Origin of the sequence: Nocardioides mangrovi (assembly GCF_020073815.1) — a bacterium.
GTDB classification, from domain to species: domain Bacteria; phylum Actinomycetota; class Actinomycetes; order Propionibacteriales; family Nocardioidaceae; genus Nocardioides; species Nocardioides mangrovi.
In genome coordinates, this window is sequence record NZ_JAIQZJ010000012.1 from 80,071 (window position 1) to 101,924 (window position 21,854).

Annotated in this window: 15 protein-coding genes; 9 read left to right on the forward strand and 6 right to left on the reverse strand. The window is 71.8% G+C overall.

Annotated features, from left to right (window positions below; translation table 11 throughout):
- Positions 1 to 6: 6 nt before the first annotated feature.
- The 6 genes from K8U61_RS18290 to guaA all read left to right on the forward strand — a co-directional run bounded on the left by K8U61_RS18290 (position 7) and on the right by guaA (position 8,817).
- Entirely contained in the window at positions 7 to 1,404 is a 1,398-nt protein-coding gene (locus K8U61_RS18290) for an amidase (RefSeq protein ID WP_224124490.1), read from the forward strand.
- On the forward strand, positions 1,401 to 2,237 hold the full coding sequence (locus K8U61_RS18295) for an ABC transporter ATP-binding protein (RefSeq protein ID WP_224124491.1): 837 nt from the start codon (positions 1,401 to 1,403) through the stop codon (positions 2,235 to 2,237). Before K8U61_RS18290 ends, K8U61_RS18295 begins: the two co-directional genes overlap by 4 nt.
- Positions 2,234 to 3,295, forward strand: coding sequence for an ABC transporter permease (locus K8U61_RS18300; RefSeq protein ID WP_224124492.1), 1,062 nt, complete (start codon positions 2,234 to 2,236; stop codon positions 3,293 to 3,295). The genes K8U61_RS18295 and K8U61_RS18300 overlap by 4 nt, the downstream gene beginning before the upstream one ends.
- A 266-nt stretch (positions 3,296 to 3,561) precedes the next feature.
- Positions 3,562 to 5,184: a succinic semialdehyde dehydrogenase gene (locus K8U61_RS18305; protein WP_224124493.1), complete on the forward strand. Its 1,623-nt coding sequence runs from the start codon at positions 3,562 to 3,564 to the stop codon at positions 5,182 to 5,184.
- Positions 5,181 to 6,908 carry a GMC oxidoreductase gene (locus tag K8U61_RS18310; protein ID WP_224124494.1) on the forward strand — a complete coding sequence of 576 codons (1,728 nt, stop codon included), beginning with the start codon at positions 5,181 to 5,183 and terminating at the stop codon, positions 6,906 to 6,908. Before K8U61_RS18305 ends, K8U61_RS18310 begins: the two co-directional genes overlap by 4 nt.
- Before the next feature lie 331 nt (positions 6,909 to 7,239).
- Positions 7,240 to 8,817, forward strand: coding sequence for a glutamine-hydrolyzing GMP synthase (guaA, locus tag K8U61_RS18315; RefSeq protein WP_224124495.1), 1,578 nt, complete (start codon positions 7,240 to 7,242; stop codon positions 8,815 to 8,817).
- Between the two features lie 141 nt (positions 8,818 to 8,958).
- Here the strand turns inward: guaA and K8U61_RS18320 are convergent, their stop codons facing one another.
- The 3 genes from K8U61_RS18320 to K8U61_RS18330 all read right to left on the reverse strand — a co-directional run bounded on the left by K8U61_RS18320 (position 8,959) and on the right by K8U61_RS18330 (position 10,655).
- Positions 8,959 to 9,825 carry a TIGR03619 family F420-dependent LLM class oxidoreductase gene (locus K8U61_RS18320; RefSeq protein ID WP_224124496.1) on the reverse strand — a complete coding sequence of 289 codons (867 nt, stop codon included), beginning with the start codon at positions 9,823 to 9,825 and terminating at the stop codon, positions 8,959 to 8,961.
- Positions 9,826 to 10,021: 196 nt separating this feature from the next.
- Positions 10,022 to 10,165, reverse strand: coding sequence for a GPGG-motif small membrane protein (locus K8U61_RS18325; RefSeq protein WP_224124497.1), 144 nt, complete (start codon positions 10,163 to 10,165; stop codon positions 10,022 to 10,024).
- Between the two features lie 55 nt (positions 10,166 to 10,220).
- Positions 10,221 to 10,655, reverse strand: a complete 435-nt coding sequence (locus K8U61_RS18330; protein ID WP_224124498.1) for a DUF5709 domain-containing protein — start codon at positions 10,653 to 10,655, stop codon at positions 10,221 to 10,223.
- Between the two features lie 91 nt (positions 10,656 to 10,746).
- On the opposite strand from K8U61_RS18330, the gene K8U61_RS18335 reads away from it, so the two are divergent.
- The 3 genes from K8U61_RS18335 to K8U61_RS18345 are packed head-to-tail and all read left to right on the forward strand — an operon-like array spanning position 10,747 to position 15,248.
- Positions 10,747 to 13,092, forward strand: coding sequence for a phosphoketolase family protein (locus K8U61_RS18335; protein WP_224124499.1), 2,346 nt, complete (start codon positions 10,747 to 10,749; stop codon positions 13,090 to 13,092).
- Positions 13,092 to 14,123 (forward strand): acetate/propionate family kinase, encoded by a 1,032-nt coding sequence (locus K8U61_RS18340; protein ID WP_224124500.1) that lies wholly within the window; start codon positions 13,092 to 13,094, stop codon positions 14,121 to 14,123. Before K8U61_RS18335 ends, K8U61_RS18340 begins: the two co-directional genes overlap by 1 nt.
- A 9-nt stretch (positions 14,124 to 14,132) precedes the next feature.
- Positions 14,133 to 15,248 carry a substrate-binding domain-containing protein gene (locus tag K8U61_RS18345; RefSeq protein WP_224124501.1) on the forward strand — a complete coding sequence of 372 codons (1,116 nt, stop codon included), beginning with the start codon at positions 14,133 to 14,135 and terminating at the stop codon, positions 15,246 to 15,248.
- On the opposite strand, the gene K8U61_RS18350 is transcribed toward K8U61_RS18345, so the two are convergent.
- From K8U61_RS18350 to K8U61_RS18360, 3 genes are read right to left on the reverse strand one after another with little or no spacing between them, the layout of a single operon-like run.
- The gene (locus tag K8U61_RS18350; protein ID WP_224124502.1) at positions 15,236 to 17,011 is read right to left on the reverse strand and encodes a serine/threonine-protein kinase; all 1,776 of its coding nucleotides are present in this window, start codon (positions 17,009 to 17,011) and stop codon (positions 15,236 to 15,238) included. The two genes, K8U61_RS18345 and K8U61_RS18350, sit on opposite strands and share 13 nt — an antisense overlap.
- 58 nt (positions 17,012 to 17,069) lie before the next feature.
- Positions 17,070 to 19,577: a bifunctional FO biosynthesis protein CofGH gene (locus K8U61_RS18355; protein WP_224124503.1), complete on the reverse strand. Its 2,508-nt coding sequence runs from the start codon at positions 19,575 to 19,577 to the stop codon at positions 17,070 to 17,072.
- Positions 19,574 to 21,718 carry an MMPL family transporter gene (locus K8U61_RS18360; RefSeq protein ID WP_224124504.1) on the reverse strand — a complete coding sequence of 715 codons (2,145 nt, stop codon included), beginning with the start codon at positions 21,716 to 21,718 and terminating at the stop codon, positions 19,574 to 19,576. The genes K8U61_RS18355 and K8U61_RS18360 overlap by 4 nt, the downstream gene beginning before the upstream one ends.
- Between the last annotated feature and the right edge of the window lie 136 nt (positions 21,719 to 21,854).

Sequence of the window (21,854 nt, forward strand, 5' to 3'; positions counted from 1 at the left end):
GGCGGCATGACCGACCTCGCCCGGGCTGGAGTCGCGGACACCGTCGAGCTGGTCACCGGGGGAGTCATGTCGGCGCGGGCGGTGGTCGGGGCCGCCCTGGCCCGCATCGAGGCCCGGGACCCGGCGCTCAACGCGTTCTCCCGCGTGCTGGTCGACGAGGCGATCGCCGAGGCCGAGCTGCGCGACGCCGCCCTCGCGAGCGGCGAGCCGCCCGGCCCGTTGCACGGCGTACCGATCGCGATCAAGGAGGAGCTCGACGTCGCGGGCACGGTCACGACGTTCGGTGGCGACGGCAACTCCACGCCGGCCCGCGCGGACGGCGAGGTGGTCCGGCGGCTGCGGGCCGCGGGCGCGGTGATCATCGGGAAGACGACGATGCCGGAGTTCGGCGCGTTCCCCTTCACCGAGTCGGCCTCGCGCGGCGTGACCCGCAACCCGTGGGATCGCACCCGCACACCCGGCGGCTCCAGCGGCGGTACGGCGGTCGCCGTCTCCGCGGGCATGGTCCCGGCCGGGATCGGCGGCGACGGCGGCGGCTCCATCCGGATCCCCAGCGCCAGCTGCGGTCTCTTCGGCCTCAAGCCGCAGCGCGGCCGCGTGACGACCGCGCCGTACCCGCACCTGTGGTGGGCGCTCGGCACCGCCGGGCCGCTGACCCGCAGCGTGCTCGACTCGGCCCTCGTCTACGACGCGATCCGCGGCAGCATGCCCTCGGACGCCTACCGGGCCGGTGGCGACGCGTCGTTCGTCGACGCCGTCGGCCGCGACCCCGGGCGACTCCGGATCGGCTGGTCGACGAAGGCCGTGGCGCTCGGCGTCCGGCCCGACCCGGCGCACGTGCAGGCCGTCGAGGACACCGCCCGGGTGCTGACCTCGCTCGGGCACGACGTGCGCGAGGTCGACCCGCACTACCCGGACCCGACGCCGGCCTTCGTGCCGCAGTTCTTCTCCGGCATCCGCGCCGAGGCCAACCAGGTCGAGCACTTCGACCGCCTCGAGCGGCGGACCCGCCAGACCTACCGGCTCGGCTCCTGGGTCAAGCCCGAGATCCTCGAGTGGGCGCTGGCCCGCACCGACCGGATCTCCGAGCGCGCCAACCGCGTCTTCCAGGACGTCGACGTGCTGCTCACCCCGGCGATCGCGCACCGGCCGCCGCCGGTCGGCCGGCTCGACGGGGTGGGCACCCTGCGTGCGTCGCTGCGGGCGATGCCGTCGATCGCGTACGCCGCGATCTGGAACGTCGCCGGCAACCCGGCCGCCTCCGTGCCGTGCGGCCTCGCCGACGACGGGCTGCCGCTCGCCGTGCAGCTGGTCGGCCGCACCGACGACGAGACGACGCTGCTCTCGCTCTCCGCGCAGCTCGAGCGGACCCGGCCCTGGCCCCTGACGGCCCCGGTCGCGTGACGGCGGCGATCGAGGTCACCGACCTCACCATGACCTACGGCGACCTGCGCGCCGTCGACGGCGTGACCCTCACGGTCGAGGAGGGCGAGTTCGTCGGGATCCTCGGCCCCAACGGCGCCGGCAAGACCACGCTGCTGGAGACCATCGAGGGGCTGCGCCGACCGGACTCCGGCACCGCGACCGTGCTCGGGCTGCCCGCCTGGCCGCGCAACCCGCGACTGCTGCCGCGGATCGGCGTCCAGCTGCAGGCGTCGTCCTTCTTCGAGCGGCTGACCGCGCGCGAGCAGATCCACACCTTCGCCGCCCTGTACGGCGTCGCGGCGGGTCGCGCCGACGAGTGGCTCGAGCGGGTCGGGCTCGTGGAGAAGGCCGACGCCCGCGTGGAGGACCTCTCCGGCGGCCAGGCGCAGCGGCTCTCGATCGCCTGCGCGCTGGTGCACGATCCCGAGCTGGTCTTCCTCGACGAGCCGACGGCGGCGCTGGATCCGCAGGCCCGTCGCAACCTCTGGGACCTGCTCACCGACATCAACGAGTCCGGCCGGACGGTCGTGCTCACCACCCACTACATGGACGAGGCGGAGATCCTCGCGGACCGGGTGGCGGTCATGGACCACGGCCGGATCCTCGTGCACGCCACCCCCGCCGCCCTGATCCGGCGGCTGGACGCGCCCACCCGGATCACCCTCGCCGACGACGAGGTCATCACCACCCGGGAGCCGGCCGCCGAGCTCGCCCGGCTCGCGGAGGCCGGCCGCCTCGATGGCGTCCGCGTGCAGACCGGCACCCTCGAGGACGTCTTCCTCGACCTCACCGGCCGGGAGTACCGCGCATGAAGCCCTTCTGGGCCCTCTCCCGGGCGATCCTGCGCGGCTTCGTGCGCGACCGTACGTCGGTCTTCTTCGCCGTCGTCTTCCCGCTGATGTTCCTGGTCCTCTTCGGCGGCCTCTTCTCCGACCAGTCCGTGGGCAAGGTCGACATGATCGTGGTCGGCGACGCGTCGCTGGTCGACGACCTGCCCGCCGACGCCCGGGACGACTTCGACGACACCTTCCACGTCGTCCGCTCCGACGACCTGGACGACGCGCTCGACCAGGTCCGCAAGGGCGACGCGGACGTCGCGGTCGAGCAGCAGGGCGACACCCTGGTGGCGCACTACTCGCAGACCGACCCGGCGAAGGCCGGCATCGTGGCCGGGACGCTCCGGGCGCTGGTCGACGGCACCAACATCGCGCTGACCGGGCAGCAGCCGACGTACGACCTCCGGGTCGAGTCGGTCGAGGACGACTCGCTCTCGACGATCCAGTACTACACACCCGGCCTGCTCGGCTGGGCGGTCGCGATGAGCGCGGCCTTCGGGGCCGCCGCGACCCTGCAGGGCTGGCGGCAGAGCAAGCTGCTGCGCCGGCTCCAGCTGGCCCCGGTCTCCACGCGGTCCGTGGTCGGGGCGCGGGTGTCGGTGACCGTGTCGATCGCGCTCGTGCAGATGGCCATCTTCATCGGGGTCGGCGGGATCTTCTTCGGGCTCACCCTCACCGGCGCGTGGTGGATGGCGATCCCGCTGCTCGTGGTCGGCACGCTCTGCTTCATGGCCATCGGGCTGCTCGCCGGCGCGATCACCAAGACCCAGGAGGGCGCGGTCAACGCGGCCAACTTCCTGGTGCTCCCGATGGCCTTCCTGTCCGGCTCGTTCTTCGCCCTCGACGACGCCCCGCAGTGGCTCCAGACCTTCTCCGAGCTGCTGCCGCTCAAGCACCTCAACGACGGGATGCTCGACGTGATGGTCCGCGGCGAGCCGTGGACGGCGGCGCTGGTGCCGATGGCGATCCTCGCGGCGTTCGCGCTCGTGGTCACGCTCGTGGCCGCCCGGCTGTTCCGGTGGGACACCGCGTAGGCGGGTGGGAGCTCGCGGAGGTGGACTCCTGGTTCACCAAGGGATCGAGGGGAACCAGCAGGTGCCGTCGGTTGACCGTGATCCCTTGGTGAACCGACGCTTCCCCCGCGGAGCTCACCGAGGGGAGTGCGGGTTCACCGTCATCCCTTGGGGAACCAGCGGGACCGCCCCGACCAGCCGCTTGACATCCACTCGCGTTGTGTAAATCGCCACACCTGGCTACTCCGGGGTAGTCCACGAGACGCGGGTCACATACTCTCGGTCTCATGAGCGCCCAGAACCCCACGCCGGCCGGTGGTCCCCTCACCGAGGGGCCGCGCGACCCCGAGCACGACCCGCGCGCGTCGTACGCCCTCGAGCCCGACGAGGTCGCCCGCCTGACCCGGCGGCTGCTGGCCACCAGCGGGACCACCGCCGAGGTGCGCTCGCCCCTCGACGACGCCCCGCTCGCGCACATCCCGCAGAGCACCCCGGCCGACGTGGCCGAGGCCTTCTCCCGCGCACGTCGCGCCCAGGTCGCGTGGGCGCGCACCCCGATCTCCGAGCGTGCCGCGCTGCTGCTGCGCCTGCACGACCTCGTGCTCGACCGCCAGGACGAGATCATCGACCTGATCCAGCTCGAGTCGGGCAAGGCCCGCAAGCACGCCTTCGACGAGCCGCTCCACGTCGCGCTCACCGCCCGCTACTACGGGCGTACGGCGGAGAAGCACCTCGGCACCGAACGCAAGCTCGGCGTCGTCCCGGGCCTCACCCGGGTCGAGGTCAACCGCGTGCCCAAGGGCGTGGTCGGGATCATCTCGCCCTGGAACTACCCCTTCAACCTCGCGCTCATCGACGGCATGGCGGCGCTGCTCGCCGGCAACGCCGTGGTGATCAAGCCGGACGCCCAGACCATGCTCTCCGCCCTGATCGGCGCCGAGCTGCTCGACCAGGTCGGGTTGCCGGCCGACCTGTGGCAGACCGTCGCCGGGCCGGGCGCCGAGATCGGCGGCGCGATCATCGAGTCCGCCGACTACGTCTGCTTCACCGGCTCGACCGCCACCGGCCGCTCGGTCGCCAAGGCCTGCGCGGACCGGCTGATCGGCTGCTCGCTCGAGCTGGGCGGCAAGAACCCCCTCCTGGTGCTCCGCGACGCCGACGTCGAGAAGGCCGCCGAGGGCGCCGTCCGCGCGTCGTTCTCCAACTCCGGCCAGCTCTGCGTGTCGATGGAGCGGATCTTCGTGGCCGACCAGGTCTACGACCGCTTCGTGGAGCGCTTCGTCGCTCGCACCCAGGCGCTCACGCTCGGCGCGACGCTCGACTGGGGCAACGACATGGGCCCGCTGATCTCGCAGCGCCAGCTCGAGGCGGTTACCGCCCACGTCGAGGACGCGGTCGCCAAGGGCGCCCGGGTGCTCACGGGCGGCAACGCTCGGCCGGACCTCGGCCCCTACTTCTTCGAGCCGACGATCCTCGAGGGCGTCAGTCCGGACATGACCTGCTTCGGCAAGGAGACCTTCGGACCGGTCGTCTCGATCTACCGCTTCCACGACGAGGCCGACGCGATCGCGCGCGCCAACGACGGGCAGTACGGCCTCAATGCGTCGATCTACAGCGAGGACGGCGCCCGCGCGCGGTTCCTCGCCCGCCACGTCAAGTGCGGCACGGTCAACATCAACGAGGCGTTCGCCGCCACCTTCGCCAGCATCGACGCCCCGATGGGCGGCATGCGCGAGTCCGGCATGGGCCGGCGCCAGGGCGCCGAGGGCGTGCTGCGCTACACCGAGACGCAGTCGGTCGCGACCCAGCGGCTGATCCGCTTCGGCCCGCAGTTCGGCATGAGCGACGAGATGTACGCCAAGGTGATGAACGCCAACCTGCGCCTGATGAAGAAGCTGGGCCGAGCGTGACCGATCTCGACGCTGGTCTCGACTTCGACGTCCTGGTCATCGGGTCCGGCTTCGGCGGCTCCGTCACCGCGCTCCGGCTGACCGAGAAGGGCTACCGGGTCGGCGTGCTCGAGGCGGGCGCCCGCTTTGAGGACGACGACCTGCCGGAGACGTCGTTCGACGTCGCGAAGTACCTCTTCCGCCCCGAGGTCGGCTGCTACGGCATCCAGCGGATCGACGCCCTCAAGGACTGCCTGATCGTCTCGGGCGCGGGCGTCGGGGGCGGGTCGCTGGTCTACGCCAACACGCTCTACGAGCCGCTGCCGGCCTTCTTCGACGACCCGCAGTGGAGCCACATCACCGACTGGCAGGACGAGCTCGCGCCCTACTACGACCAGGCGAAGCGGATGCTCGGCGTGGTCGAGAACCCGCTGCGCACCCCCTCCGACGAGGTGATGGAGAAGGTCGCGACCGAGATGGGCGTGGCCGAGACCTTCCACCCGACGCCGGTCGGCGTCTTCTTCGGCGGGCCGGGCGCGGGCATGGGCCAGACCGTCGACGACCCGTTCTTCGGGGGCGCGGGCCCGGAGCGCAAGACCTGCATCGGCTGCGGGTCGTGCATGACCGGCTGCCGCCACAACGCCAAGAACACCCTGGTCAAGAACTACCTCCACCTCGCCGAGTCGGCCGGAGCGAAGGTGCTGCCGCTGACCACGGTCACCCGGGTCGCGCCCCGCGACGGTGGCGGCTACGACGTCCACGTGCGCTACACCAAGGCCAAGATCGCGCGCCGTACGTCGAAGCGCGTGCTCACCGCCGAGCAGGTCGTCTTCGCCGCGTCCGCCCTCGGCACCCAGCGGCTGCTGCACCAGATGAAGGACGAGGGCCACCTGCCGCGGCTCTCGGAGCGGGTCGGCTACCTCGCGCGCACCAACTCCGAGTCGATCGGCGGCGTGATCGCGCCCGACACCAGCGTCGACTACAGCCAGGGCATCGCGATCACCTCCAGCTTCCACCCCGACGAGAGCACGCACATCGAGCCGGTGCGCTACGGCCCGGGCAGCAACCTGATGTCGATGCTCCAGTCGGTGCTGACCGACGGCGACGGCGACGAGCCGCGCTGGCGGACCTGGCTGCGCGAGATGTGGGCCCAGCGGCGCGACGTGCTCGACCTCTACGACATGAAGCACTGGTCCGAGCGGACCGTGATCGCGCTGGTGATGCAGAGCCTCGACAACTCGATCACGACGTACACCAAGCGGATCCCCTTCACCCGCCGCCGCTACCTGACCTCGCGGCAGGGCCACGGCCAGCCGAACCCGACCTGGATCCCCAAGGGCAACGAGGCGATCCGCACCATGGCCGAGATCATGGGCGGCTTCCCGGGCAGCGCCGTCGGCGACGCCTTCAACATGCCGCTGACCGCGCACTTCATCGGCGGCTGCGCGATCGGCGACTCCGCGGAGACCGGCGTGGTCGATCCCTTCCAGCGGGTCTACGGCCACCCCGGCCTGCACGTGGCCGACGGGTCCGCGGTGACCGCCAACCTGGGCGTCAATCCGTCCTTGACGATCACCGCCCAGGCCGAGCGGGCGATGGCCTTCTGGCCCAACAAGGGCGAGGTGGACGCCCGCCCCGACCTGGGTGCGGCGTACGCCCGGATCGAGCCGGTCCGGCCGCTCCACCCGGTCGTCCCGGACGACGCGCCGGGGGCGCTCCGGCTGCCGATCGTCGGGGTCAGCTGAGCGGTCCGGGGGCGCCCGCCGAGGCGGACCGAGAAAGTCTGAAAAAGACTGCGAATCCGCCGTGACCCGCCTGTGAGGGCTTCGTTGAGCCAGCGGACCCGGTACACGCTCCCTCCCACCACCGGGTCCCATGTCCAGGCGCTGTCCAGCAGTTGCGTGGACGGTCAGGGCCCGGCCATCCCTCCCTCCCCGGCCGGGCCCTGATGCGTGTCCGGACCCGCGCACGCCTGTCGCACCTGACGAAATGGCTGCGGATCGACCGATTTCACGACCATGTGGTCAGGTACGACGCGGATCGGGCGGTGGACATCCGGGCCGATAGGCTCACCCCATGACGGCGGGTGAGCACGATCTGGTCCTGGTGGTCGACTTCGGGGCGCAGTACGCCCAGCTGATCGCCCGCCGCGTCCGCGAGGCGCGGGTCTACTCCGAGATCGTGCCGCACACGATGCCCGTGGCCGAGATGCTGGCCCGCGGACCGAAGGCGATCATCCTCTCCGGCGGGCCGTCGTCGGTGTACGCCGAGGGTGCGCCGGGCATCGACCCGAGCGTCTTCACGGCCGGTACCCCGGTCTTCGGCATGTGCTACGGCTTCCAGCTCATGGCCCGCGGCCTCGGCGGCGAGGTCTCCGCGACCGGAGCGCGCGAGTACGGCCGCACCCGGGTGAGCGTGAGCGCGCCCGGCACGCTGCTGGCCGACATCCCCGCCGAGCACACCGTCTGGATGTCGCACGGCGACTCGGTCACCCAGGCACCCGCCGGCTTCGACGTGCTCGCCGCGACCGCGCAGACCCCGGTGGCGGCCTTCGAGGACGTCGACCGCGGCCTCGCCGGCGTCCAGTGGCACCCCGAGGTGCTGCACACCGAGCACGGGCAGAAGGTCCTCGAGCACTTCCTCGTCCAGATCGCCCACTGCCGGCAGACCTGGACGATGGTCAACATCGTCGAGGAGCAGGTGGAGAAGATCCGCGAGCAGATCGGCGAGCGCGGCCAGGCGATCTGCGGCCTGTCCGGCGGCGTCGACTCCGCCGTCGCGGCCGCGATCGTGCAGCGGGCCATCGGCGACCGGCTGACCTGCGTGTACGTCGACCACGGGCTGATGCGCAAGGGCGAGACCGAGCAGATCGAGCGCGACTTCGTCGCCTCCACCGGCGCCGACCTGCGGGTCGTGGACGCCGAGAAGCAGTTCCTCGACGCGCTCGCCGGGGTCTCGGACCCCGAGGAGAAGCGCAAGATCATCGGCCGCGAGTTCATCCGCACCTTCGAGGCCGCGGAGGCGGAGATCCTGGGCGACTCGATCGCCGAGGAGGGCGAGAAGGTCGCCTTCCTCGTCCAGGGCACTCTCTACCCCGACGTCGTCGAGTCCGGCGGGGGAGCCGGCACCTCCAACATCAAGTCCCACCACAACGTCGGCGGGCTCCCCGACGACCTCCAGTTCGAGCTGGTCGAGCCGCTGCGCACGCTCTTCAAGGACGAGGTCCGCCTGGTCGGCGAGCAGCTGGGCCTGCCGGCCGAGATCGTCTGGCGGCACCCCTTCCCCGGCCCCGGCCTCGGCATCCGGATCATCGGCGAGGTCACCCGCGAGCGGCTCGACATCCTCCGCGAGGCGGACGCCATCGCCCGCGAGGAGCTGACCCACGCCGGCCTCGACCGCGACATCTGGCAGTTCCCCGTCGTGCTCCTCGCCGACGTCCGCTCCGTCGGCGTCCAGGGCGACGGCCGCACCTACGGCCACCCGGTCGTCCTCCGTCCGGTCACCTCCGAGGACGCGATGACCGCCGACTGGGCCCGGCTCCCGTACGACGTGCTCGAGCGGATCTCCACCCGGATCACCAACGAGGTGGCCGAGGTCAACCGGGTCGCGGTGGACATCACGTCGAAGCCCCCGGGCACCATCGAGTGGGAGTGATCGGGTCCGTTCCGCAAGGTTTCCTCAAGACCCGGGGAAGCGTGATGGTTCCTTGCGTTCACTGGCTATTCTTGTGATCAAGAACCGCTGGTGACCCGAGACGCCAGCGGTTCTTGCTATTTCTGACGCCTCTGTCCGGGCCTATCCGTTCAGCGGCCGGATGATGTCGGCGGCGAAGCGCTCCATCCCGTCGACCTTCTGCTCCAGCGTCACCTCGAGGCCGTGGTAGTACGCCCACGGCATGGTCCAGCAGTCGGTGACACCGCCCTCCTCGGCCCGGGCGAAGTGCTCGGGCAGGAAGGCGTCGCTGAGTGCGGTGATGACCGAGAAGTCGCCCTCAGCGCCGACCTCCGCGCGGGCCGCGGCGAGGCGCGCGGCGAGGGCCGTGGCCTCCTCGATCGTGTAGAGGTCGCCGACCCAGCCGTCGTGGCGGGCGGCGCGGCGGAAGGCGGCGTCGGACAGGCCGCCGACCACGATCGGGATCGGCTCGCTCGGCGTCGGCTCCATGACCAGGCGGGGCGCGGTGTAGAACTCGCCCTCGAACTCGGTCCACCCGGGCTTCCAGAGCTCGGCCATCAGGGCCAGCGCCTCGTCGGTACGCCGTGCTCGGCTCGTGAAGTCCTGGCCGAGGAGCTCGAACTCCTCCCGGCACCAGCCGATGCCGACGCCCAGGCTGACCCGGTTGCCGGACAGCACGGCCGCCGTACCGACGCTCTTGGCGACCTGGAAGGGGCTGCGGATCGCGGGCACGTAGACCGAGGTCAGGAAGCGCAGTCGGGTGGTCACGGCGGAGAGCCCGCCGATCAGCACCCACGGGTCCGGCCAGGCGGCGCTGGAGTCCCAGCGGCGGGCGCCGTCGGCCGTGTAGGGGTACGGCGTCTCCAGCTCCTCGATGTCGACGACGTGGTCGGAGACCGCCATCGAGTGGTAGCCGAGCTCGTCGGCGGTGCGGGCGAGCACGGCGAGGTGCTCGACGGGCTGGAAGGCGGTGCTGATCGAGAAGCGCACCCGCCCACCCTAGCGAGAAACTAGAACGTGTTCTCGCAATCGCGGTGGGATCCGCTCGGCGGATCGGGCCGACCCGGCGCACCGGCCTCGGCCGGCCCGAGGGCGCTGGCCGGGCCGATGCCCCGGGTCGATCAGGTGACGAGGGCGGTCCGGTCGCGGAGGTCGATGTCCCCGCCGTCGGCCGTACCGCCGGGCGCTACTTGAAGATGCTGTAGCCGCCCGGGCCGACGGCGAAGCCGACGACGATCAGCACGATGCCCCAGAGCCAGGCGCCCTTGAAGAGCTGGACGATGCCGGCCACCACGAGGATGACGGCGATGATCCACAGCAGGAATGCCATGTGAAAGAACCTCCCTCTCGATTGCGAGGGAAGTCGTACCCCCTTCGGGGGCGGATCACTCGTCCCCGAAGTCCTCGACGATGTGGATCGCAGCCTCCTCCGCCGAGGCGGACCCGTCGTCGATCCCGACGTCGTCGCCGACCAGGTCCTTCTCCTCGTCCTCGCCGAGGCCCTCGTCGAGGTCGACGAGGCGCCCGGCCCGCGCGTTGCCGACCTCGCCGTCGTCGAGGAAGTCGTCGTCCTCGACGTCGTAGGGGTCGTCGTCGGGGATCTCCTGGCCGACGCGCTGGTCGATGGTCTCGCGGTGCTCCTCCTCCCAGGCGGTGTTGCCGTAGCCCTGGCCGGCGGAGTACTTCTCGGGCGGGGAGTAGCCGCGGTCGAGCGGGTCCTCGACGTCGTCGTCGCCGAGGTCGTCGATGTTGCCCGGCTGGTCCTCGTCGTCGACGCTGTAGTCGCCGTAGATCTCCTGCTCGCCGTCACCTTGAGTCATGGCGCTCACGCTACTGCCAGGGTCCACGGACCCGAACTCTCACCCGAAACGGCCGATTGCACCCGGTGGGGGCACGGGCAACCGTGGAGTCATGGACCCGGACTTCCAGACCCTGGACCGCTGGTGGCGCGCGGCCAACTACCTCTCGGTCGGTCAGATCTACCTGATGGACAACCCGTTGCTCCGCGAGCCGCTGCGCGCCGAGCACGTCAAGCCCCGCCTGCTCGGCCACTGGGGCACCACCCCGGGGCTCAACTTCGTCTACGCCCACCTCAACCGCGAGATCATGCGTCGCCGGCAGTCGATGATCTTCGTGACCGGTCCCGGCCACGGCGGCCCGGGCGTCGTGGCGTCGTCCTACCTCGAGGGCACCTACTCCGAGATCTACCCGAACGTCGGGCTCGATGAGCGCGGCCTCCAGCAGCTCTTCACCCAGTTCTCCTTCCCGGGCGGCATCCCCAGCCACGCCGCACCGGAGACGCCGGGGTCGATCCACGAGGGTGGGGAGCTCGGCTACGCCCTCTCGCACGCGTACGGCGCCGCCTTCGACAACCCCGACCTCGTGGTCGCCGCCGTCGTGGGTGACGGGGAGGCCGAGACCGGGCCGCTGGCGACCAGCTGGCACAGCACCAAGTTCATGGACCCGCGGCGCGACGGGGCCGTGCTGCCCGTGCTGCACCTCAACGGCTACAAGATCGCCAACCCCACGGTGCTGGCCCGGATCCCCGAGGACGAGCTGACCGCGCTCATGCGCGGCTACGGGCACGCGCCGTACGTCGTCGCCGGCTCGGACCCGGCCCAGATGCACGCCGACTTCGCGGGTGCGCTCTCGGCCGCGCTCGACGAGATCGCCGACATCCAGGGCGAGGCGCGCTCGGGCTCCGGCCCGGTGCCGCGCCGGCCGTGGCCGATGATCGTGCTGCGGTCACCGAAGGGCTGGACCGGCCCGAAGGAGGTCGACGGCCTCAGGGTCGAGGGCTACTGGCGCTCGCACCAGGTGCCGTTCGCCAACGCCCGCACCGACAAGGGGCACCGCAAGGTGCTCGAGGAGTGGCTGCGCAGCTACGCCCCCGACGAGCTCTTCGACGAGGTCGGCGCGCCCGCGGCGGACATCGCCGCCCTGCACCCGGAGGGCGAGCTGCGGATGAGCGCCTCGCCGCACACCAACGGCGGCGTGCTGCTGCGGGACCTGCGGATGCCCGACTTCCGCGACTACGCGGTCACCGTCGAGCGGCCGGGCACCGGTTCGGCCGAGGCGACCCGGGTGCTGGGCGGCTTCCTGCGCGACGTGATGGCGCAGAACCTCTCGACCTTCCGGATGTTCGCCCCCGACGAGAACAGCTCCAACCGGCTCGGGGACGTCATGGAGGTCACCGACCGCACGTGGAACGCCGAGATCCTGGAGTACGACGACCACCTCGCGCCCGACGGCCGGATCATGGAGATCCTCTCCGAGCACACCTGCCAGGGCTGGTTCGAGGGCTACCTGCTCACCGGCCGGCACGGCTTCTTCTCCTGCTACGAGGCCTTCATCCACCTGGTCGACTCGATGTTCAACCAGCACGCGAAGTGGCTGGAGTCGACCCGCAAGATCGGGTGGCGGCGCCCGGTCGCGTCCCTCAACTACCTGCTCACCTCCCACGTGTGGCGCCAGGACCACAACGGCTTCTCGCACCAGGACCCCGGCTTCATCGACCACGTGGTGAACAAGAAGGCGACGGTGGTCCGCGTCTACCTGCCGCCGGACGCCAACACGCTGCTCTCGGTGGGTGACCACTGCCTGCGCAGCAGGCACTACGTCAACGTCATCGTCGCCGGGAAGCAGCCGGCCCGGCAGTACCTCTCGATGGACGACGCGATCGTCCACTGCACCAAGGGCGTCGGCATCTGGGACTGGGCGTCCAACGAGGGCGACGCCGAACCCGACGTGGTGCTGGCCTGCGCGGGAGACGTCCCGACGATGGAGACGCTGGCGGCGGTCCAGCTCCTGCGCGAGGAGCTGCCGGACCTGCGCGTCCGCGTCGTCAACGTCGTCGACCTGATGCGGCTCCAGCCGGAGTCCGAGCACTCGCACGGCCTCTCCGACGCCGACTTCGACGCCCTCTTCACCCGCGACCGGCCGGTGATCTTCGCCTACCACGGCTACCCGTGGCTCATCCACCGGCTGACCTACCGCCGCACCAACCACGAGAACATCCACGTGCGGGGCTACAAGGAGGAGGGCACCACGACCACGCCGTTCGACATGACGGTCCTCAACCAGGTCGACCGCTTCCACCTGGCGATGGACGTGATCGACCGCGTGCCGCGGCTGCACGCGACCTCCGGCGCCGCCCGCGAGCGGTTCAAGGACGCGCTGATCCGGCACACGCAGTACATCCGGACCCACGGCGAGGACCTGCCGGAGATCCAGGACTGGGAGTGGGCGGGAGCCTAGTGCGGGTCCTCGTCGTCAACCCGGGCTCGAGCAGCCTCAAGGTCTCCCTGGTCGCCGACGCTGTGGCGCAGGAGGACGACGGCGGGCCGTACGACGGGATCGGGGTCCGCTTCGTCCACGGTGGCAGCCGCACCTCGCCGGCGCGGCTCGACCCCGCGGTCCTCGACGAGCTCGAGGACGTCTCGGCGCTGGCGCCGCTGCACAACCCACCCGCGCTCGAGGCGGCGCGGGACCTGCTCGCCGCGCACCCGGGCGTGCCGGTCGTCGCCTGCTTCGACACCACCTTCCACACGACGATCCCGGACGCGGCGGCGACGTACGCCCTGCCGCGGGAGTGGAACCGGCGCTGGGGTCTGCGCCGCTACGGCTTCCACGGGCTCTCGCACGCGTACGCCGCCCGCCGGGCGGCCGAGCTGGTCGGTCGGCCGGCCGAGGAGCTGAGGATCGTCACCTGCCACCTCGGCGGCGGCGCCTCGCTCTGCGCGGTCCGGGGTGGCCGGTCGGTCGACACCACCATGGGGATGACGCCGATGGAGGGGCTGGTCATGCAGACCCGCTCCGGCTCGGTCGACCCGGGGCTGCTGCTGCACCTGCTCACCCGCGAGGGGCTGGACCCGGACGAGCTGGAGCGCGGCCTGGACCGCGAGGCGGGCCTCAAGGGCCTCTCGGGCACCTCCGGCGACCTGCGCGAGGTCCAGGCGGCGATCGCCGCCGGCGACGCCGACGCCCGGCTGGCCCTCGACGTCTACGTGCACCGCCTGGTGCGGGAGGTCGGCGCCATGACCGCATCCGCGGGCGGCCTCGACGTCCTGGTCTTCACCGGCGGCGTGGGGGAGCACGCGCCCGAGGTCCGGGCGGCGGTCGCCTCCGCGCTCGGCCACCTGGGGGTGACCGTCGACGCCCGCCGGAACGAGCGGTCCGACGACGAGCCCGACGTCGAGATCTCGGCCGAGGGATCGGCCGTGCGGACGCTGGTCGTGCAGGCGCGCGAGGACCTGGAGATCGCGCGTGAGGTGAGGGGGCTCCTCTAACCTGTCGCCGTGCTCCCGACCCGCCGCTGCGCCGCGCTCGTTGCCGGCGTACTCGCCGTCGCGCTGCTGGCGGGCTGCTCCGGCCAGCCCGGCTCGGCGCCGGCCCCGACGCCCTCCGCCCCGCCCGCGAGCACCGCTCCTGCACCCTCCGGGCCCACCGGCTCCGTGGTGGTCCTCCAGCGCGACGGCGACGTCGACCGCGAGCGGGGCTTCGACAAGGAGACCTTCGACGCCGAGCTCGCACAGGACTGTCCCGGGTGCACGGTCACCCACCAGGACGCGAAGGGGCAGTACCAGACCCAGACCGGGCAGCTGTCGACCCTGGTCGGCACCGACGTCGACGTCGTGGTCCTCGACCCGGTCAACCCGCTCACCGTGGTCACCTTCGTCGACCAGCTGCGCGACTACGGCACCAAGGTGATCGTGATCGGCGCCAGCGTGGAGGGCGCGGACGTCCGGGTGGCCTTCGACGACGAGGCCGTCGGCACCGACCAGGCCCGCGCGCTGCTGCGCGCGGCCGACACGCGCACCCCACAGCTGCTCGTGGTCAACGGCTCCCCGGCCGACCCCACCGCCGTGACCGTGAAGGCCGCGGCGCACGCCGTCCTCGACGACAGCCGCGCCGGCATCGTGGGGGAGTACGACGACCTCGGCACCAGGCCGCGGCTCCTGCAGACCTGGCTCGCCACGCTGCTCACCTACTACCCGCCCGACGTGCTCGGCGGCGTCTACGCTGCCGACGACCGGATCGCCGGGGAGGTCATCGACGCCCTCGGGGCCGCCGGGGCGACCCCGGCGACGATGCCGCCGGTCACCGGTGCCGACGCGGAGCTCGACGCCGTACGCCGCGTCGTCGCGGGCACCCAGCTGATGACGGTCTACCGCCCGCTCGGTCCGGGGAGCCGGCGGACCGCGCAGCTCACCGCTGCGCTGCTCGCCGGCACCGACCTCGGCAGCACGACCGAGGTGGCCGGCACCCCGACGGTCCTCCTCGACCCGGTGCCGGTCGCCGCGGAGGACGTCGCGGACACGGTGGTCGCCGACGGCTACTGGACCGCCGACCAGATCTGCACGAAGGCGCTCGCCCGGGCCTGCCGGAAGGCGGGGGTCCGTCAGGGGGAGTAGGGCCCCGCGAGCGTCTCGAGGGTGAGCTTCTGCCCGTCGACGGTCACCGTCCACGGACCTGACGTCGCAGCCACGGCGAAGAACCGCGACCGAGTCACGCGACCGGTCTTGCTGACGGGGACCGTCTGGCAGGCGCTGTCGGTCTGGCAGGCGGGCTGTCCTTGCTGCTGGAGAACGACGTCCTGGCTGCTGTTCGGCGCGAAGCCGGCGAGCTCGAGCTCGTACCACCAGCACGGGTAGGTGTAGCCGCCGGAGGAGTAGCTGCACGGGAGAGCCTTGTTGGCAGTGAGGGCGATCGTCCGCGCCTCGGCCTTGCCGCACTGCTTCTCTCCAGGTGAGGAGGCCGTCTGCCCGCCGGAGCTGCGGACTGCGCGTGCCCGCAAGCACGCGCGATCTCCGCCCTGAGTCGTCGTCACCCTGAAGGACTCCCGCTTGAGCGGGGCCCACGCGCCGTCGCGAAACACCTGCAGCTTGACGTCGTCCCCGGGCGGCGGCGTGACGGTGAACGCGACGGCGCGGTAGGCGGACTGGGCGGTCACCCGTGGCGCCTTGGGTGTCGCCGGTGGTGTCGCGGACTCGCTGGTGGAGGTCGAGGTCGTCGGGTCGGCGACCGGGTCGACCTCGTCGCCGTTGCGGTTGATCAGGACCGCGGTGACGATGGCGACGACCAGGACCAGGGCGGCGCTGAGCAGGACCGGCAGCAGCCACCGGCGCTGCTGGCGCTCGCGGGCGGCGACGGGCACCGGCGGCGGACCCGAGGAGCTTCCCCCGGCAGCGGGCTCGGCCGGCGGCGCCGGCGGCGTCGGGACCAGGGCGGGTCGGACCGCGGTCCGGCCGGAGTCCACGTTCGGATCCGGGGCGCCACCGGTCGGCGGCAGCGCCGTCGGCGGCAGCGGGACCGGCAGCGCCGCGCTGTCGATCTCGCGGACGATGTCGAGCAGCTGGGCGCGCATCTCGGCGGCGCTCTGGATCCGGCGGGCCGGGTCCTTCTCCAGGGCCAGGGCGAGCACGTCGTCGATCCGCAGGTCGACCGGGTGGTCGGTGCCGAGGGTGACCACCGGGGCGTTGATGTGGGAGTTCATCATCTGGAAGTCGGTGCCGGCGTACGGCGCATCGCCGGTCAGCACCGCCCAGAGCAGGCAGCCGGCCGAGTAGACGTCGCCGCGCTCGTCGGCCGGGTGCCCGAAGTGCCGCTCGGGCGCCATGTAGGCCGGGCTGCCGATGAGCGTGCCGGTGCGGGTCAGCCCGCTGCGCTTCTCGGGCGCTCCCTCGACCGCGATGCCGAAGTCGGCGAGGTAGGGCACCAGCCCCTCGGGGCGGCTCCACAGCAGCACGTTGCCGGGCTTGACGTCGCGGTGCACGACGCCCGCCGCGTGCGCGTCGGCCAGTGCCTCGCTGACCTGCGCGACCAGGGACAGGGCGGCCCGGCGGTCCAGGGGACCGTGCTCGGCGATCCAGGACTGCAGGTCGCCGTCGGGGAAGAACTGGGTGGCGAAGTAGACCGTGTCCTCGTGCTCGCCGTAGTCGTAGATGCCGACGATGTGCCGCGAGTGGATCTTCGCCAGCGCCGCGGCCTCCTGCGCGAAGCGCTGGTGGTACTCGTCGCGGTCGGCGAGCGACGGCAGCACGATCTTGAGCGCGACCGAGCGGTTGAGGACCGTGTCGAGCGCCTCGTAGACGACGCCCATCCCACCGTGGCCGATCTCGGCGACGATGCGATAGCGACCGCCGTACTGGTCACCCGCCTTCGGGAATCCCGCCATCGCCGCCCTTGCCCCAGTCGGCCGCTGTGGCCGCTCCCCGTGTCGGTCGTACCCGATGTTAACGGTCGTACGTCGTCCGGCGCTCGCTCACGGGTCGCCCGATGCCCGCGCCGATCTCGACGAGCTCCTCGACGGTCTTGGCCGAGCCGTGCTCGGAGCCGGCCATCCGCGAGATGGTCTCCTCCATGAGCGTGCCGCCGAGGTCGTTCGCGCCCGCCTGGAGCATCGCGCGGGTGCCCTCGACCCCGAGCTTCACCCAGGAGGTCTGGATGTTGGGGATGCGGCCGTGCAGCATGATCCGCGCCATCGCGTGCACCGCGAGGTTGTCGCGCAGGGTCGGGCCCGGCCGGGCCACGCCGGCGAGGTAGATCGGGGCGCTGGTGTGCACGAACGGCAGCGGCACGAACTCGGTGAAGCCGTGGGTCTCGTCCTGGATCCGCGACAGCACGCGGAGGTGGCCGACCCAGTGCTTCGGGTGGTCGACGTGGCCGTACATCATCGTGCTCGTCGTCGGGATGCCGACCCGGTGCGCGGTGGAGACGATCTCGACCCAGGTGCGGGTCGGCAGCTTGCCCTTGGTCAGCACCCACCGGACCTCGTCGTCGAGGATCTCCGCGGCGGTGCCGGGCAGGGAGCCGAGCCCGGCCTCGCGGGCCTTGATCAGGAAGTCCTCGATGGACAGGCCCGTGCGAGCGGTGCCGTTGACGACCTCCATCGGGCTGAAGGCGTGCACGTGCATCTCGGGCACCCGCTGCTTCACGACGCTCACCAGGTCGAAGTACGCCGAGGCCGGCAGCTCAGGGTCGATCCCGCCCTGCATGCAGACCTCGGTCGCCCCGAGCTCCCAGGCCTCCTGGGCCCGGTCGGCGACCTCGTCGAGCGAGAGTGAGTAGGCGTCGGCGTCGGTGCGTCGCTGGGCGAACGCGCAGAAGCGGCAGCCGACGTAGCAGACGTTGGTGAAGTTGATGTTCCGGTTGACGACGTAGGTGACCTCGTCGCCGACGGCCTCCTTGCGCAGGTCGTCGGCCAGTCGGCAGACCTCGCGGAGGAGGTCGCCCTCGGCGGTCATCAGGGTCAGCGCGTGCTCGTCGGAGAGGTTGCCCGGATCGGCCTCGGCCGCGCGCAGCGCCTCGGAGCCCTCCGCGTGGAGGACGGCCGGGGTGCCGGTGGTGGACGCGGCCGCCTTGATGGAGTCCCAGTCGCCGTAGACGTTGGCGAAGTCGGAGCGTCGGTCGTCGGTGCGGCCCCCGCCGGGTCCTTCGCGGTCGACCGCCTCGAAGAGGTCGGTGCGTCCCACGCTGGCGAACCCGCCGTCGGGCTCCTGCCACGGCAGGCCGACCGGTCGTACGCCGGGGCGCGCGAGGCCGTCGTCGGTGGCCAGCGCCGCGACGTGCGCGGAGACGCGCGGGTCGAGCCACGGCTCGCCGCCCCGGACGTACTCGGGGTGCACCGTCAGGCGCGGCCTCAGCTCGAAGCCGCACTGGGCGGTGAGGTCCCGCAGCCGCTCCAGCGACGGCCAGGGGCGCTCGGGGTTGACGTGGTCGGGGGTCAGCGGCGAGACGCCGCCCCAGTCGTCGACACCGGCCTCGAGCAGCGCGCGGCACTCGGCCAGGTCGACGAGGTTGGGCGGCGCCTGCACGCGGGCCTTCGGGCCGAGCACGATCCGGGTGACCGCGATCGCGGCGCGGTAGTCGTCGAGGCCGAGGTCGTCGGTGTGCCGCATCGCCGTGTCGGGCTTGGCCCGGAAGTTCTGGACGATGACCTCCTGGACCGCGCCGTACGCCTTCATCGTGGCGCGCAGCGCGAAGATCGTCTCGGCGCGCTCCTCGAGCGTCTCGCCGATGCCGACCAGCAGACCCGTGGTGAAGGGGATCGAGAGGCGGCCGGCGTCCTCGAGCACCCGCAGCCGGACCGCCGGGTCCTTGTCGGGGGAGCCGAAGTGGGCCTCGCCCTTGGTCTCGAAGAGCCGCCGCGAGGTCGTCTCCAGCATCATCCCCATCGAGGGCGAGACCGGCTTGAGCCGGTTCATCTCCTCCCACGACATGACGCCGGGGTTGAGGTGCGGCAGCAGCCCGGTCTCCTCCAGGACCCGGACCGCCGTCGCGCGCACGTAGGCGAGCGTCGAGTCGTAGCCCTGCTCGTCGAGCCACTCCCGCGCCTCGGGCCAGCGGTCCTCCGGCCGGTCGCCGAGCGTGAAGAGCGCCTCCAGGCAGCCGAGGGCCGCCCCGTCCGCGGCGATCTGGAGGATCTCGTCGGGGGAGAGGTACGGCGCGCGTCCCTCGCGGGCGGCGTGACCGGGGGTCTCGACGAAGGTGCAGTAGTGGCACCGGTCGCGGCAGAGCCGGGTGACCGGGATGAAGACCTTCGGCGAGTAGGTGACCGTGGCCGGCCGGCCCGCCGCGACCAGTCCCGCGTCGCGGACCTTGGCGGCGGCGGCGGTCAGCCGGTCGAGGTCCTCGCCGGTCGCGGCCAGCAGCACCGCGGCCTCCGCGACGTCGAGCGCGGCGCCTCGCTCGGCGCGTGCCAGCGCCCGTCGTACCTGCTGCGGGGTCGGGTGATCGCTCACCCGTTCAGGCTAGCCGGGACGGGTTCCTCCTCCGCTGAGGGCTCGGACGGCGGGACGACCGGGGGCTTGCGGTCGAGCGCGCTCGGCCACCAGATCCGGCCCCGGATGTCGAGGTTGAGGGCGGTGACCAGCACCGACCTGACGATCATCGTGTCGAGCAGGACGCCGAGCGCGATGGTGGTGCCGATCTGGAGGGTGAAGGTGAGCGGCATGGTGGCCAGGGCGGCGAACGTCGCGGCCAGCACGATGCCCGCCGAGGTGATCACGCCGCCGGTCGAGGACAGGGCGATCAGGGAGCCGCGGCGGGTGCCCTGGGTCGCGGTCTCCTCCCGGACCCGGGTCATCAGGAAGATGTTGTAGTCGATGCCGAGGGCGACCAGGAACACGAACGCGAAGAGTGGGAAGCCCGGATCGGTGTGCGGTCGGTCGTAGAGCAGGTCGAAGACGATGCCGGAGATGCCCATCGCGGCGGCGAAGGACAGGATCACGGTGCCGATCAGCAGCAGCGGCGACGCGATCGCGCGCAGCAGTCCGATCAGGATCAGGAACACCGCGGCCAGGACGATCGGGATGATCACCTTGTTGTCACGCTCGGAGGCCTTCTCGACGTCGAGCGTGACCGCGCTGTAGCCGGTGACCAGCGCGTCGGCACCGGGCACCGCATGGACCGCGTCACGGACGTCCTCGACCGCCGCGATCGCGTCGTCGGAGATCGGGTCGGACTGCAGGTTGGCGATCACGAGGGCGGTGTCGCCCTGGACGATCGGCTGCGGCAGGACCTGGACCCCGTCGACGCCCTCCAGGGACGCGATGACGTCGTCGGCCCGGTCGGCCTTGGCGATGATCTGGATCGGGGTGCTGGCGTCGATCAGGCCGTGGTCGACGAGCAGCTGCTGGCCGACCACCGAGTCGGCCTCGTTGGTGTACTGCTCGTCGCTGGGGATGCCCGAGGTGTCGAGCAGCAACGAGCCCAGGCTGACCAGGGCGAGCGCGAGGGCGGTGCCGATCCAGACCGCGCGCGGGCGGCCGTCGATCCGGTTGCCGACCCGCGCCCAGAAGCCGGAGGTGGTCGGCTCGCTGCTGCCGTAGCGCGGCACGAAGGGCCAGAAGACCCAGCGGCCGCAGATCACCAGCAACGCGGGCAGGAAGGTGACCATCACCAGGCAGGTGATCGCGACGCCGATGGCGTTGGCCGGACCGAGTCCGGCGGTGGAGTTGAGCTCGGCGAACATCAGGCAGAGCAGACCGACCACGACCGTCGTCGCCGAGGCGAGGATCGCCGGCGCGGCCCGGTGCAGCGCGAACGCCATCGCCTCGTGGCGGTCCTCGTGGCGGCGCAGCTCCTCGCGGTAGCGGGCGATCAGCAGCAGCGCGTAGTCGGTGCCGGCGCCGATGACCAGCACGGTGAGGATGAACTGGGTCTGGCCGTTGATGGTGAGCGGCGTGTACTTCGCGAGCAGGTAGAGCAGGCCCATGGTGATGCCGAGGCTGGCCACGGCGCTGAGGATCGGCAGCAGCCACAGGATGGGGCTGCGGTAGCTCGCCAGCAGGATCAGGATGACCACGCCGAGGGTGATCAGGAGCAGCTTGCCGTCGAAGCCGGAGAAGACCGAGGACTGGTCGGCGGTCGACCCGCCGGCGCCCGCGAGGTAGACGTCGACCCCGTCGATCGCCGTGATGTCGCGGACCTCGTCGGCCAGGCTCGGCATCTCCTCCCAGAGCGCGTCGCCGAAGTTGACGGTGAACTCGAGCTTGGCGACCTTGCCGTCGTCGGACACGAACGGCACCGGCGACCCGGCCGCCTCGGCGCCCTGCGGCGTGATCACGTCGGACACCCCGTCGAGGTCCCCGAGCTCGGCGGCCTGCGACTCGATCGCGGCGAGGTCGTCGTCGGTCAGCCCGGACTCGCGATAGTAGACGACGGTGGTGCCGACGTCGTACTGGTCCTGGAAGGTGTTGAGCGCATCCATCGCCCGGGTCGACTCGGCGCTGGAGGGCAGCCACGAGTCGGCGTCGTTCTCCTGGACGTCGGTCAGCTTGCCGGCGAACGAGCCCATGATCACGACGAGCGCGAGGACGCCGACGAGGACGAACCACTTGGAGAAGCGGCCGGTGAGCTTGCCGGCGATCTGTCGGTGCATGACGATCACTCTTCCAGTCGGCGGGGACAGTGGCATCGGGGTTTTCCCCTAGCCCGGGGTGACTCCGACCGGCGGCACCGGCAGAACTCATCCGACGTCGTCCGTCCCTATTTCCCGCACGTTGCATGAGGGCTAG